The 13,290-nt window shown below is 66.1% G+C and carries 11 protein-coding genes; 1 reads left to right on the top strand and 10 read right to left on the bottom strand.

The genetic code is table 11. The features are described from left to right. Positions 1–42: 42 nt before the first annotated feature. A complete protein-coding gene (glcF, locus tag FK527_RS06425; RefSeq protein ID WP_144731261.1) occupies positions 43–1,290 on the bottom strand; it encodes a glycolate oxidase subunit GlcF in 1,248 nt (415 codons plus the stop codon). An 8-nt stretch (positions 1,291–1,298) separates the two neighbouring features. After that, positions 1,299–2,474 carry a glycolate oxidase subunit GlcE gene (gene glcE, locus FK527_RS06430; protein WP_144731264.1) on the bottom strand — a complete coding sequence of 392 codons (1,176 nt, stop codon included), beginning with the start codon at positions 2,472–2,474 and terminating at the stop codon, positions 1,299–1,301. Between the two features lie 113 nt (positions 2,475–2,587). Between glcE and FK527_RS06435 the strand changes: the two genes are divergently transcribed. After that, the gene (locus FK527_RS06435; protein WP_144731267.1) at positions 2,588–3,055 is read left to right on the top strand and encodes a bacteriohemerythrin; all 468 of its coding nucleotides are present in this window, start codon (positions 2,588–2,590) and stop codon (positions 3,053–3,055) included. 86 nt (positions 3,056–3,141) lie between these two features. Here the strand turns inward: FK527_RS06435 and gabT are convergent, their stop codons facing one another. The 8 genes from gabT to FK527_RS06475 all read right to left on the bottom strand — a co-directional run bounded on the left by gabT (position 3,142) and on the right by FK527_RS06475 (position 13,273). Then, positions 3,142–4,425 (bottom strand): 4-aminobutyrate--2-oxoglutarate transaminase, encoded by a 1,284-nt coding sequence (gabT, locus tag FK527_RS06440; RefSeq protein ID WP_144731270.1) that lies wholly within the window; start codon positions 4,423–4,425, stop codon positions 3,142–3,144. Between the two features lie 84 nt (positions 4,426–4,509). Further along, positions 4,510–6,027 carry an aldehyde dehydrogenase gene (locus tag FK527_RS06445; protein ID WP_144731273.1) on the bottom strand — a complete coding sequence of 506 codons (1,518 nt, stop codon included), beginning with the start codon at positions 6,025–6,027 and terminating at the stop codon, positions 4,510–4,512. A 78-nt stretch (positions 6,028–6,105) separates the two neighbouring features. Further along, entirely contained in the window at positions 6,106–7,539 is a 1,434-nt protein-coding gene (locus tag FK527_RS06450) for a DUF3138 family protein (RefSeq protein ID WP_144731276.1), read from the bottom strand. A gap of 55 nt (positions 7,540–7,594) precedes the next feature. Further along, complete coding sequence (locus FK527_RS06455; protein ID WP_144731279.1) at positions 7,595–8,455, bottom strand: ABC transporter permease; 861 nt, start codon at positions 8,453–8,455, stop codon at positions 7,595–7,597. Continuing rightward, positions 8,452–9,378, bottom strand: a complete 927-nt coding sequence (locus tag FK527_RS06460) for an ABC transporter permease subunit (protein WP_144731282.1) — start codon at positions 9,376–9,378, stop codon at positions 8,452–8,454. The genes FK527_RS06455 and FK527_RS06460 overlap by 4 nt, the downstream gene beginning before the upstream one ends. 11 nt (positions 9,379–9,389) lie before the next feature. Further along, the gene (locus FK527_RS06465; protein ID WP_246072694.1) at positions 9,390–10,511 is read right to left on the bottom strand and encodes an ABC transporter ATP-binding protein; all 1,122 of its coding nucleotides are present in this window, start codon (positions 10,509–10,511) and stop codon (positions 9,390–9,392) included. A gap of 111 nt (positions 10,512–10,622) precedes the next feature. Further along, on the bottom strand, positions 10,623–11,717 hold the full coding sequence (locus FK527_RS06470; protein ID WP_246072695.1) for a polyamine ABC transporter substrate-binding protein: 1,095 nt from the start codon (positions 11,715–11,717) through the stop codon (positions 10,623–10,625). Positions 11,718–11,872: 155 nt separating this feature from the next. Continuing rightward, positions 11,873–13,273 (bottom strand): aspartate aminotransferase family protein, encoded by a 1,401-nt coding sequence (locus FK527_RS06475; RefSeq protein ID WP_144731291.1) that lies wholly within the window; start codon positions 13,271–13,273, stop codon positions 11,873–11,875. Positions 13,274–13,290: the final 17 nt, after the last annotated feature.

The following is a 13,290-nucleotide window of genomic DNA, read 5'->3' on the forward strand; positions in this document are numbered from 1 at the left end:
GGGGCGGCCATTTTCATTTTCTACGGCACGAGGCGTTTGTGGTCAGGACAGGCATTCGTCGAGCAGTTCGACCCAATGGCGCACGGGCAGCTCGGTGCCGCTTTGCAGGTGTGTGATGCAGCCGACGTTGGCGCTCAGGATGGCCGCGGGTTGCAGCGTCTGCAGTTGGCCGAGCTTGCGGTCGCGCAGCGACTGCGCGATTTTCGGCTCGAGCAGCGCATAGGTGCCCGCCGAACCGCAGCACAAGTGCGCCTCGGCGGGCGCGCGCTGCAGGCGCAGGCCCAGCGCGGCCAGTTGCGTCTCGACCACGTCGCGCAGCTGCTGGCCGTGCTGCAGCGTGCACGGCGGGTGGTAGGCGTAGAGCGCCGCGCGCGCCCGATCTGCGCCCTGCATGCGCGCTTGCAGGCGCGGCACCAGGTCGGGCAAGAGCTCGCTCAAGTCGCGCGCGAGCGCGCTGATGCGCGCGGCCTTGTCGGCGTAGGCGGGGTCATCGCGCAGGTGATAGCCATACTCCTTGACCATGAGGCCGCAGCCCGAAGCGTTGATGACGATGGCCTCCACCCCGCCTTGCCCTCCTTCGGGCTCAACCCACGGCCACCAGGCGGCTATGTTCTCGCGCATCTGCGCCTTGCCGCCCTCCTGGTCATTGAGGTGGAACTTCACCGCGCCGCAGCAGCCTGCCTCGGGAGCCAGTACGGTCTGCAGGCCCGCAGCATCGAGCACGCGCGCCGTGGCCGCGTTGATATTGGGCAGCAGCGCGGGCTGTACGCAGCCGGCCAGCAGCAGCACCTTGCGCGCGTGCGTGCGCGTGGGCCAGGTGCCGGCAGACTGCACAGGTGGCACCTTGGCGCGCAGCGCCGCGGGCAGCAAGGGGCGCAGCGCCTGCCCGAGCCTGAGCGCGGGCGCGAACAGCGGCGAAGGCAGTCCCTCTTTGAGCAGCCAGCGCAGTGCGCGCGCGCCCACGGGGCGCGGCACCTTTTCTTCAACGAGCTGGCGGCCGATGTCGATCAGGTGGCCGTACTGCACACCGCTCGGGCAGGTGCTTTCGCAGTTGCGACAGGTCAGGCACCGGTCCAGGTGCTGCTGCGTCTTGCGCGTGGGCGTGGCGCCTTCGAGCACCTGCTTGATGAGGTAAATACGCCCGCGCGGGCCGTCGAGCTCGTCGCCGAGCAGCTGGTAAGTCGGGCAGGTGGCCGTGCAAAAGCCGCAGTGCACGCATTTGCGCAAAATGGCCTCGGCCTCGCGGCCTGCAGCCGTGGCGCGGTATTCGGGGGTGAGCTGGGTTTGCATGGGCTTTCCTAGCCGTGCAGATCCATGCGGCCAGGGTTGAAGATGCCCGCCGGATCGAAGGCCGCGCGCACGCGTGCCTGGATTTTTTGCAGTGCCGGGGATTGCACGCCAAAAAGGCCCTGATGGCAATATCCACCTGCGCTAGGCGCTCTGAAAATTGATGCACTTGCGCCCACGGCCCGTGCAGCCTCGACGAGCACCGCAGCGTCTGCCAGCGGCGCTTGCACCCAGCGCAGCGCGCCGTGCCATTCGAGCAGCGGCGCGCTGGCCGCTGCAGGCAAGGCGAGCACCGGCGCCGTCGCCGGCAGCGACAGGCGCCACAGCGCATGCGTGGGTGCGCGCGCGGCAAACCAGGGCAAGGTCTGCTCGCGGCAGCCCTGCCAATGCGCAGCCGCTTCCTGCGCATCGAGCCGCTCTCCGCCCAGCGCGCGGCAGGCCTCCTCGACCGCCGCCGCGGCGCCGCGCAGGCGCACATGCAGGCAACCCGGCTGCCGCTGCATATCGCCGTTGCCAGCGTCACCACCAGCGTGATCCACAGGCACCCAGCTGCTCGCGTTGAGCGGCAGGGGCTGGCGCGCCCAGTCGAGCACGCGCTGCAAGGCCTCGGCCTGGGTGCAGGCAAAGCGCAGCGTGGCCTCGGCCGGCGCCACGGGCAAGACCTTGAGGCTCAGCTGCGTGATCACACCCAGCGTACCCCAGGCGCCGGCCATGAGGCGCGAGACGTCGTAACCCGCGACGTTCTTCATCACCTGCCCGCCAAAGCACAGCACCTCGCCCCGGCCGTTGACCAGGTGCAGGCCCAGCACGTAGTCGCGCACCGCGCCCACGCTCACGCGCGCGGGGCCGCTCAAACCCGCGGCCACCATGCCGCCCACCGTGGCCCCGGCGCCAGAACCGGGCGCGGCGAAGTGCGGCGGCTCGAACGGCAGGCACTGCCTGCGCTCGGCCAGTGCGGCCTCGAGTTGCGCCAGCGGCGTGCCCGCCCAGGCCGTGACGACGAGTTCGCTCGGCTCGTAGCTCACGATGCCCGCGAGTGCGCGCGTGTCGAGCACGGCGCCTCGCAAGCTCCCGAGCCCGGCCAGGCCGTGAAAATCCTTGGTACCCCCACCGCGCAGACGCAAAGGCGTGCGCGCCGCGGCTGCGGCGCGCACCTGGTCTATGGTCTGTTGCAAGGCTGGGTGCATGGTCTTTCCGTGGGGGTGCAATGGTAGCGGCTCTGCAGTTTCTTGCGCTGGCCCACCAGTGGCCGCGCTACACTTTCCCCGACCTCACGCAAAAGCGTACCTCAGGAAGCACCATGCCACCGACCGCAACCCCCGACACTCCCATCGCCAACGCTGCACCCATGCAGTGGAGCGACGCCTATCTGCTTGGCTACGGCCCCATGGACGCGCTGCACGAGGAGTTCGTGACCCTCGTGCACCAGTTGCAGACCGCGCCCGATGCCGACCTACCAGGTCTGCTCGATGCCTTTGCCGAGCATGCGCAAAGGCATTTCAGTGAGGAGGAAGCCTGGATGGAAGAAACCAACTTCCCGGCGCGCGGCTGCCATGCCGACGAGCATGCGGCGGTGATGAAGTCGGTGCACGAAGTGCGCGAAGTGCTCGCGCAAGGCCGCAGCGATGTGTGCCGCTCGCTCGCGCAGGCACTCGCCAACTGGTTTCCGGGCCATGCCGACTACCTCGACTCGGCCCTGTCGCACTGGATGTGCAAGCGGCGCCTGGGCGGCAAGCCCGTGGTGATCCGGCGCAATCTACAAAAATAGTAGCTGCTTGCGCTTGATACACCTTGGCTTAATGGCTTTTTTGCTTGTTTTTTGCCAAGGTGTCTCAGGCGGCGCGCGGAAACAGTTCATGCCGCGCGCAGCGCCGCTTCGAGGAGGTCCAGCCCTTCGGCAAACAGCGCGTCGGGGATGGTCAGCGGGAACAGAAAGCGCAGCACGTTCGCCTCGGTGCCGCAGCTGAGCAGAATCAGCCCGCGCGCCAGCGCCTCGGCCTGCACGCGGCGCGTGAATTCGGCGTCGGCGGCGCCGGTTGCGGGGTCGCGCAGCTCGGCCGCCACCATGGCGCCGAGGCCCCGCACCTCGGCGATCTGCGGCACCTGCGCGCGCACGGCCTGGAGCCGCGCCTGCAGCTGCGCGCCCAGCCGCGCACCGCGCTCGGGGAGTTTTTCTTCGTGCATGACCTCGATCACCGCGTGCGCGGCGGCCACCGCGAGCGGGTTGCCCGCATAAGTGCCCCCGAGCCCGCCCGGCGCCGGGGCGTCCATGATCTCGGCGCGGCCCGTGACGGCCGACAGCGGCAGCCCCGCGGCGAGCGACTTGGCGCTGGTCAGCAGGTCGGGCAGCACGCCGGTCTGCGCGTGGTAGTGCTCCATCGCAAACAGCTTGCCGGTGCGCCCGAAGCCGCTTTGCACCTCGTCGGCAATGAGCACGATGCCGTGCGTGTCGCACAGCGTGCGCAGCCATTGCACGGCCGCGGGGTCGATGACGTTGAAGCCGCCTTCGCCTTGCACGGGCTCGAAGATGATCGCGGCGACGCGTGTGGGCTCGATGTCGGACTTGAACAGGCGCTCGAGTGCTTTTTGCGCCTCAGCAAGGCCGCCGCCCTCACGCGGAAACGGCACGTGGTAGATCTCGGGCGGGAATGGGCCGAAGCCCGCCTTGTAGGGCTGCACCTTGCCCGTGAGCGCCACGGCAAACAGGCTGCGGCCGTGGAAGGCGCCGTCGAAGGCGATCACGCCCGCGCGGCCGGTGTAGGCGCGCGCGATCTTGATCGCGTTCTCCACGGCCTCGGCGCCCGTGGAAAACAGCGCGGTTTTCTTCGCGAACTTGCCCGGCGTGAGTTCGTTGAGCTTTTCTGCAAGCGCCACGTAACTCTCGTAGGGCACGACCTGGTAGCAGGTGTGCGTGAAGCGCTGCAGCTGCGCGGTGAGCGCGGCCACGACCTTGGGGTGGCGGTGGCCGACGTTGAGCACCGCGATGCCGCCGGCAAAATCGATGAAGCGACGCCCCTCGACGTCCCAGAGCTCGGCGCCTTCGGCACGCGCGGCAAAAAACTGCGCCATCACGCCGACGCCGCGCGGCGTGGCCGAGGCCTTGCGCGCCAGCAGTTGTTCATTGCGGGAGTGGTTCATGGGGAATTCCTCGTGAAGAATACAGGAGCGGCAGGAGTGGCCAGCGCGGCGCAGCGCAGGCCCCGCGATCAACAAAAAGCACGCTCAGCGCGGCGCGATGCGCATCCAGGTGGTTTTGAGCTCGGTGTATTTGTCGAAGGCGTGCAGCGACTTGTCGCGCCCGTTGCCCGACTGCTTGACGCCGCCGAAAGGCACGGTGATGTCGTCCTCGTCGTACTGGTTGACGTGCACCGTGCCGGCCTGGAGCGCGCGCGACACGCGCACGGCGCGGTCGAGATTGCGCGTCCACACCGCGGCGTGCAGGCCGTAGGTGGAATCGTTGGCGATGGCGATGGCTTCTTCTTCGGTGCGAAAGCGCAGCACCGCGAGCACCGGGCCGAAGATTTCCTCCTGCGCGATCTTCATGCGCTGGTGCACCTTGTCGAACACCGTGGGCGCGACGAACTGCCCGCCCGTGTGCTCGAGCACGCGCGTGCCGCCCACGAGGCATTGCGCGCCTTCGGCCAGGCCCGACGCGATGTAGCCGAGCACGGTCTGCGTCTGCGTGGCATCGACGAGCGCGCCAAGCTGGGTCTGCGGGTCGAGCGGGTCGCCTGGCGCGTATTGCGGCACCTGGGCCAGCAGTTTTTCAAGAAAGGCGTCGGCGATGTCCTCCTGCAGCAGCAGACGCGAGGGCGCGTTGCAGCTTTCGCCCTGGTTGTAGAACATGCTGCCCGCGGCCGTGGCGGCGGCGCCGTCGAGGTCGTCGAAATCGGCAAACACGATGTTCGCCGACTTGCCGCCGAGCTCGTTGTAGATGCGCTTGAGGTTGCTGCGGCCCGCGTATTCGAGCATGCGCCGCCCCGTGCGCGTGGAGCCCGTGAAGCCGATCACATCGACGTCCAGGTGCAGCGCGAGCGCCTCGCCGGCTTCGTGGCCGTAGCCCGGCACCACGTTGAGCACGCCCGGCGGCAGCCCGGCTGTGAGCGCGAGCTCGGCCATGCGCAAGGCCGTCAGCGGCGACTTTTCGCTCGGCTTGAGCACCACCGAGTTGCCCGCGGCAAGCGCGGGCCCGAGCTTCCACGCCGCCATGAGCATGGGGTAGTTCCAGGGCACGATGGCGCCGACCACGCCTACAGGCTCGCGCGTGACCAGCGCCAGCGCGCTGTCGGCCGTGGGCGCGATTTCGTCATAGACCTTGTCCACGGCCTCGCCGTACCACTGGATGCAGCGCGCCGCGCCGGGCACGTCGGCCCAGAGGCTGTGCTGGATGGGCTTGCCCATGTCCAGGGTTTCGAGCAGGGCGAGCTCCTCGCGTGCCGCGAGCATGGCGGCGGCAAAGTCTTGCAGCACTTTTTTGCGCGCGGCCGGCGACTTGCCCGCCCAGCGCCTATCGACGAAAGCGGCGCGCGCAGACGCGACGGCGCGGTGGATGTCCGCCGCCTGGCCGCGCGCCACGCGCGTGAGCACGCGGCCGTCGAGCGGCGAGATGCAATCGAAACATTGGCCGTCGGCCGCGTCTTCGCGCCGGCCTTCGATCCACATACGGCCATCGATGCCGCGTGCGAGCAGTTCAGCCGCGCGCGCGTGCCAGAAATCACGTGAGGAAGAGGCGTTGTTCATGGGACAGCTCCAGCAAGTTCGAGGCTGCCAGCAGCCCCAGCGGGCACCGTGGGGGCATGGCCTGGCTTGCCAAACCGATCAGAAGCTCACCACCACCGAGGCTGCGAGCAGGTTGTTGTATTTGCGGTAGCTGCCGTCGGACGTGTTGAGGAAGGTTGCGCGGCTCGCGCGGTCGTAGCGGTATTCGAGCTTGAGCGTGGTGGACTGGTTGTAGAGGTAGTTCATGCCCAGCGACAAGGCGTAGCGGTTCGCGCCGGAATTACCGTCCGTCGTGACCCATTCGCCAGTGAGCGGGTCACGCACATAGCCGGGCCCGAAGCCGTTGACGCCGTTGAAGCTCTGCCCTGCGCTCGACACGTTCATGTAGCCGCCGGGCAGGCCGCCGCCATTTTTCTTGTTGTTGAGGTAGTCGGCGCGCGCAAAACCGAGGAAGCGCGGGCTGAAGTTGTAGGTCATCATGCCCGAGAGGCCCCACCACTTCGCGGTATCGCCGTTGTAGGCCGCGCCGGTTTGCTGGCCGTAGCCGACCTGGCCGTAGTAGCCCCAGTCGCCCTTGGTGACGAAGCCATCGACCTCGAACATTGCGGCCGACGAAGTGCCCGTGCGGTACAGCGCCGTGGCGCCGTCGGCGGGGCTCACGTTGGCGTTGGGCAGCTTGCCCACCATGCCCCAGAAGCCCACGCCTGCGTCGTCGTAGCCGGGGATGGCGTAGTCGGCGCGGAACACCGCCGCGGGCGCGCGTCCGCCGTTGCCGCTGTAGTAGTAGCGCGGCGAGTTCATGTTGGCGAGCATGGCCTTGACTTCCCACTTGCCGCGTATGAGGTGCATGCCTACGCCGGTGTAGGACGTGAGCTCGGCAAAGTCGAACAGCAGGTTGTGGGTGATGGGCTTCATCTCGTTGCCCCAGGTCGATTCGTAGCCCTCCCAGTCGGGGATCTGGCCGGCGATCAGGCGCGTGTTCTTGTCGCCTTCGAGCGGGATAGAGACCGAGGCCTCGTGCACGATGGAGCTGCCGTTGGAGATCGCGCCCGCGCCGCGCTCGGGGGCGAGCACCAGCGTCCACTGGGTGCCTTCTTCGGTCTCTTTGGCAAACGAGAGGTAGGCGCTGCCGAAATACGAGTTGTCGTAGTTGTAGATCGAGCTGTCGCCCGCCGCGCCGTTCGCGCGGTTCAGGAAGACGAACGAGCCCGACTGCTGCGCCTGGTTGTAAACATACGCCGGCGCGATCATGCCGGTGATCGTGAGCCCCCGGAAGCCCGACGTTTCCAGCGCCTGCTTGACGCCACTGAGCTGCACATCGGCACGGTCGGCCGTCTGGCCGGCCTCTGCGGTGGCGCGCTGGTTTTCCTCGATCTGGGTCTGCTGGCTCCTGACCTGCGCCTCGAGCTGCTGCACCTTGGCCTTGAGCGCCTCGATCTCGCGCAGGATGTCGGCGTTGGTGTCGGCCCGCGCCAGCATGGGCTCCAGGGCCAGGGCCAGGGTCAGAATGGGAAGGCGGAACTTGTGGTGCATGGTTTTTCCCCTCAGCTTGGTGACAAAACTGTGCAACCGACGCGTGAAACGCGCGCTAAGCGCCGGCTTGCAATTCCATTTCCTGGCGGTAGGCCGCAGCGCTTTCCTGGGCCCGGCGGCGCTCACGCCGCGCCATCCACAGGCTGCTTGCCACTACCGCGACGATCACCAGATACACCGTGACGGCGCCGATGACGTTGATTTCGGGGTTCAGACCGAGGCGTGCGCGCGAGAAAATTACCACGGGCAAGGTGGTCGCGCCGGGGCCGGAAAGAAATGCCGAGATGACCACTTCGTCGAGCGAGAGCGAAAAAGTCAGCAGCCAGGCCGACACCAGCGCCTGCGAAATGGCGGGCAGCGTCACGAGCATGAAGACCTGCAAGGGGCGCGCGCCCAGGTCCATCGCCGCCTCTTCGACGGAGCGGTCCATTTCCTTGAGGCGCGACTGGATCACCACGGCCGCATACGAGACGCACATCATCGTGTGCCCGATGAAGATCGTGAAAAAGCCTTTTTGCGGGAAGCCCAGCACATCCTGCACCGTGACGAAAAAGAGCAGCAGGGCGAGCGCGATCACCACGGTGGGCATCACCAGGGGGATGTTGATGAACAGGTTGAGCATGCCCTTGCCCCAAAAGCGCTGGTAGCGCGTGAGCGCAAAGGCCGCGAACGTGCCGAGCACGATGGAGGCGCTGGCCGTCGCCAGCGCCACCTTGAGCGACAGCCACAGACTGCTGAGCACGGCTTCGTCGTGCACCGTCTCAAAGTACCAGCGCAGCGTCCAGCCGCCCCACAAAGTCACCATGCGCGAGTCATTGAACGAATAAACGACCAGCACCACGATGGGCAGGTAGAGGAACAGATAGACGAGCGCCATCCAGAGCGTGGACAAGGACAGTAGGCGCTTGGGTTTCATGATGCCGCCTCCATGACCTTGGTCTGGTAGCGGTGGAAGATCGCGATGGGCACGAGGATGAGCAGCACCATCACGATGGTCACGGCCGCGGCGCGCTGCCAGTCGAGGTTGAGGAAGAACTCGTTCCACATCACGCGGCCGATGTTAAGCACCGAGGGGCCGGCGAGCAGTTCGGGGATCACGTATTCGCCCACTGCGGGGATGAACACGAGCAGCGAGCCCGCGATGATGCCCGCGCGCGACAGCGGCACCGTCACGAGCCAGAAGGTCTTGAGGGGCGTCGCGCCCAGGTCGGCCGCAGCTTCGAGCAGGCGGCCATCGAGCTTCACGAGCGTCGCATAGAGCGGCAGGATCATGAACGGGATGTAGCCATACACCATGCCGACCATGAACGAGAAAGTGGTGAACATCATGCGCAACGGTGTGTCGATGATGCCAGCCCAGAGCAAAAATTGATTCACCAGCCCATTGATGTCGAGGAGGTTCTTCCAGGCGTAGATGCGGATCAGAAACGAAGTCCAGAATGGCAGCATCACGAGCATCAGCAAGGCCGGACGCACGGACGGGTTGGAGCGTGCGAGAAAGTACGCGAACGGGTAGCCGATCACCAGGCACAGCAGCGTAGTGAGCAGCGCATAGCCGATCGAAGACAGGTAGGTCAGCAGGTAGAGCTGGTCGCGCAGCAGCGCAGAAAAGGCGCTGAAGCGCAACTGGATGTGCAGCACTTCGTCCTGGAATGAGGCCAGCGGCTCGAAGCCCACGCCCAGCTCGTTGCTCGCCGACAGGCTGATCTTGAACAGAATGAGAAAGGGCGCGAGCAGGAACGCCACGAACCAGAGCTGCGGCAGGCCGATGACGGCCAGGCGCCCGCCATTGAAAAACCGCCTGCGCCGGTGCACTTCAGGGGGCTGGACATCTTCCATCGCAAGCCCCTTTACTCGGCAATGACCATGGGCGCAGTTTCCGACCACTGCGCCGTCACGGCGTCGCCCACCTCGAACGGCTCGGCGTGGCGGTCGGTGTTGGCAACCGTGACGCGCAGGCGCCGCTGGTTGGGCAACTGCAGTTCGTAGGCCGTGTAGCTGCCCATGTACGAGCGCGCGGCGATCTGCCCCTGCACGGCATTGCTGGATACCTCCTGGTGGCCGTTCTGGAGCGTGATTTTTTCCGGGCGCAGTGCCACCACCAGCGCCATACCCAGCGGGCCCGTAATGCCGTGACCGATGCGAAACAGCACTTCGTCGGTCTGCACCTCGCAGTAATCGGGCTCGTCGGTCACGAGCCGGCCCTCGAACAGGTTCACGTTGCCGATGAAGTCGGCCACGAAGCGGTTCTTGGGGTGTTCGTACAGCTCGCTGGGGGTTCCCAGCTGCAAAAAGCGCCCCTCGCGCATCACGGCGATATGGTCGGCCATGGTCATGGCTTCTTCCTGGTCGTGCGTGACCAGCACGCAGGTGACGCCGACCTTGCGCAGGATGTTCACGAGTTCGAGCTGGGTGCGCTCGCGCAATTTTTTATCGAGCGCCGCGAGCGGCTCGTCGAGCAGCAGGAGCTTGGGCCGCTTGGCCAGGCTGCGCGCGAGGGCCACGCGCTGCTGCTGCCCGCCCGAGAGCTGGTGCGGCTTGCGCTTGGCGTAGGGGCGCAGCTGCACGAGGTCCAGCATTTCTTCGACGCGCTGTGTCAGCGCGGCCTTTTCCATGCCGTCGCGCCGCAGGCCGAATGCGATGTTGTCGAACACCGTGAGGTGCGGAAACAGCGCGTAGGACTGGAACATCATGTTGATCGGCCGCTCGTAGGGCGGCAGCTCGGTGATGTCCTCTCCCGCGAGAAAGACGCGCCCGCTGGTCGGCGCCTCGAAGCCCGCGAGCATGCGCAAAAGTGTGGATTTGCCGCAGCCCGAGGAGCCGAGCAGCGCAAAAATTTCGCCCCGGGCGATGTCCAGGTCGATCTCGTGGACCGCGACGACTTCGCCGAAGCGTTTGGCCACGCCCGCGATGCGCAAAAAGGCCTCGTCGGCTTTTGCAGCGGTGGCGGCTGCAGTGCTGGTTTGTGCCATGGTGTGACTTCGTGATCCCATCCCGTGCAGGTGGCTGCCGGTTCGGCTGCGTGCGCAAAGCCCTGCCGCACGCCCGCGCCCGAGCGCGGCAGCCACCCCTCTTTTTCCTTTTTACAGCCCCGTTTTGAACTTGGTGTAGAGGCGCGTCACCAGACGGCGCTCCTCGCTGCTATAGACCTTGGGCGCAATGAGCTTGCCCATCATCTCGGGCGTAAGAAAGACGTAGTCGTTGTCCTTCACGCGCGGCAGCACGAACGGGATGGATGCGGGCACCGGGTTGGCGTAATAGACGGTGTTGGAATCGGCCGCGACAACTTTGGGCTGCAGGCGGTAGTTGATGAATTTGTGCGCGTTCTCGGCGTGCTTGGCGTCGACGGGAATGGCCATGGTGTCGATGAAGATCACCGCGCCGTGTGTGGGCGGGAAGACCTTGATGTTCACGCCGTTCTTGGCTTCCTTGGCGCGGTGCGCGGCAATGCCCATGTCGCCCGACCAGCCGAGCGAGGCGCAGAGGTTGCCGCCCGCGAGGTCGTTGATATAGCCGCTCGAGGAGAGCTGGCTCACGTTGGGGCGGATTTTTTGCAGCATCTCCCAGGCCTTCTGGTAATCGGCCGGTTTGTTGCTGTTTTGCGGGATCTGCAGGTAGTTGAACGCCGCCTCCATGATGTCGCCACCGGAGTCGAGGAAGGAGATACCACAGCTCTTGAGCTTGTTGGCGTACGTGGGGTTGAACACCAGCTCAAAGGGGTTGTCGGGCATGGGCGTGTCGCCCAGGGCCTTCTTGACCTTGTCCACGTTGATCCCCACGGTGGTGTAGCCCCACATCCACGGAATCAGGTATTTGTTGCCCGGATCGACGGCCGCAAGCTGCTTCATCAGATGGGGGTCGAGGTTCTGGTAGTTGGGAATCTTGGACTTGTCGATCGGCTGGAACAGACCGCCCTTGAGCTCGACGGCGCCCCAGTTCGACGAAGGCACGACGATGTCGTAGCCCGTGTCTCCGGCAACCAGCTTGGCAAACAGGGTTTCGTTCGAGTCGAAGGTGTCGTAGCGCACCTTGATGCCGGACTGCTTTTCGAAGTCCGGGACCGTGGTCGGGGCGATGTAGTCCGACCAGTTGTAGATGTTCAGCACCTTGTCTTGGGCCTGCGCGGGCGCTGTCGCAAACACGGCCAACGCCGCCGCGCTCACCGCGAAGGCGTCCATCAATTTGCGCGCCAACGATGGTTTGGGTTTCTTGCCAGCCGGAAGCGGCCGGGGGATGCATATAGAACGAGACATCGAAGCTCCTCCAAAAAGGAAAAGGGGTGGGTCGGCAAAAGCATGCAATTTGGATGCCAAACACGGCTGCCAGGGCGGGTTTATATCAGCCCATCCGCACGCAAACCAGCCAGTGTGTCGTCCAGGCTACGGCGAATGCGGCGCACCATTTCATCGATGTCCTGGTGCGTCATGACGAGCGGCGGCGCGATGATCATGCGCTCTTCGACGGCGCGCATCACCACACCGTTCTGGAAGCAATGGTCGCGGCAGCGGTAGCCCACGCCGAGCTCGGCGTCGAACAGCGTGCGGCTGGCCTTGTCCTTGTAGAGCACCAGCCCGGCCACCATGCCCAGCGACTGCACATCGCCCACGAGCGGATGGTCGGCGAGGGTGCCGAAGGCCGTGGCGAGGTAGGGCGCGAGGTCTTGCGCGACGCGCTCGATCACGCCCTCGCTGCGCATGGCGCGCACGTTGGCCACGGCGACGGCGCAGCAGGTCGGATGGCCCGAATACGTGAAGCCGTGCTGGAACTCGCCGCCGCGCTCTATCAGCACCTTGGCGATGCGCTCGCCCACGAGCACGCCGCCCAGCGGCAGATAGCCCGAGGTAACGCCCTTGGCAAAGGTGATGAGGTCGGGCCGCGTGCCTATGTGCGGATGCTGGCAGCCAAACCAGTGGCCCAGGCGCCCGAAGCCGCAAATCACCTCGTCGGAGATGAGCAGGATGCCGTAGTGGTCGCAGATGCGCTGGACTTCGGGCCAGTAGCTCGCGGGCGGGATGATGACGCCGCCTGCGCCCTGTACCGGCTCGCCGATGAAGGCAGCGACGTTTTCGGGGCCGATCTCGCGGATCTTGGCTTCGAGCCACGAGGCCGCGCGCAGGCCGAAGTGCTCAGTGCTCTCGCCCGCGTGGCCGTGCTGGAGCTGGTAGGGCTGGTCGATGTGCGCGATGCCGGGAATCGGCAGGTCGCCCTGTGCGTGCATGCCGCTCATGCCGCCCAGCGAGGCGCCGCCCAGCGTGCTGCCGTGGTAGGCGTTGCGCCGGCTGATGATGGTCTTGCGCCGCGGCTGGCCCATCAAGTCCCAGTAGCGGCGCACCAGGCGGATGATGGTGTCGTTGCCCTCCGAGCCTGAATTGGTGAAGAACACGTGTTGAAAGCCCGGCGGCGCGATCTCGCTCAGCAGGGTGGCGAGCGCTATCGCCGGCACCGTGGTGGTCTTGAAGAAGGCGTTGTAAAACGGCAGGGTCTGCATTTGCCGTGTCGCGGCATCGACGAGGTCCTGCCGGCCGTAGCCGAGGTTCACACACCACAGGCCCGACATGCCGTCGATGATCTCGTTGCCGTCGGAATCCCAGATGCGCACGCCCTCACCGCGCACGATGATGCGTGTGCCGCTGGCGTTGAGACTTTGCGTGTCGGTGAAGGGGTGCAGATGGTGCGCGGCATCTTGCGCGCGCAGCGTGGCGGTGTCGAAGCGGGGCAGGTCGGAAGACGGCATGGAAAGCTCCAGCAAAC

The sequence above is a fragment of the Extensimonas perlucida genome (assembly GCF_007655255.1).
GTDB lineage: Bacteria > Pseudomonadota > Gammaproteobacteria > Burkholderiales > Burkholderiaceae_C > Extensimonas > Extensimonas perlucida.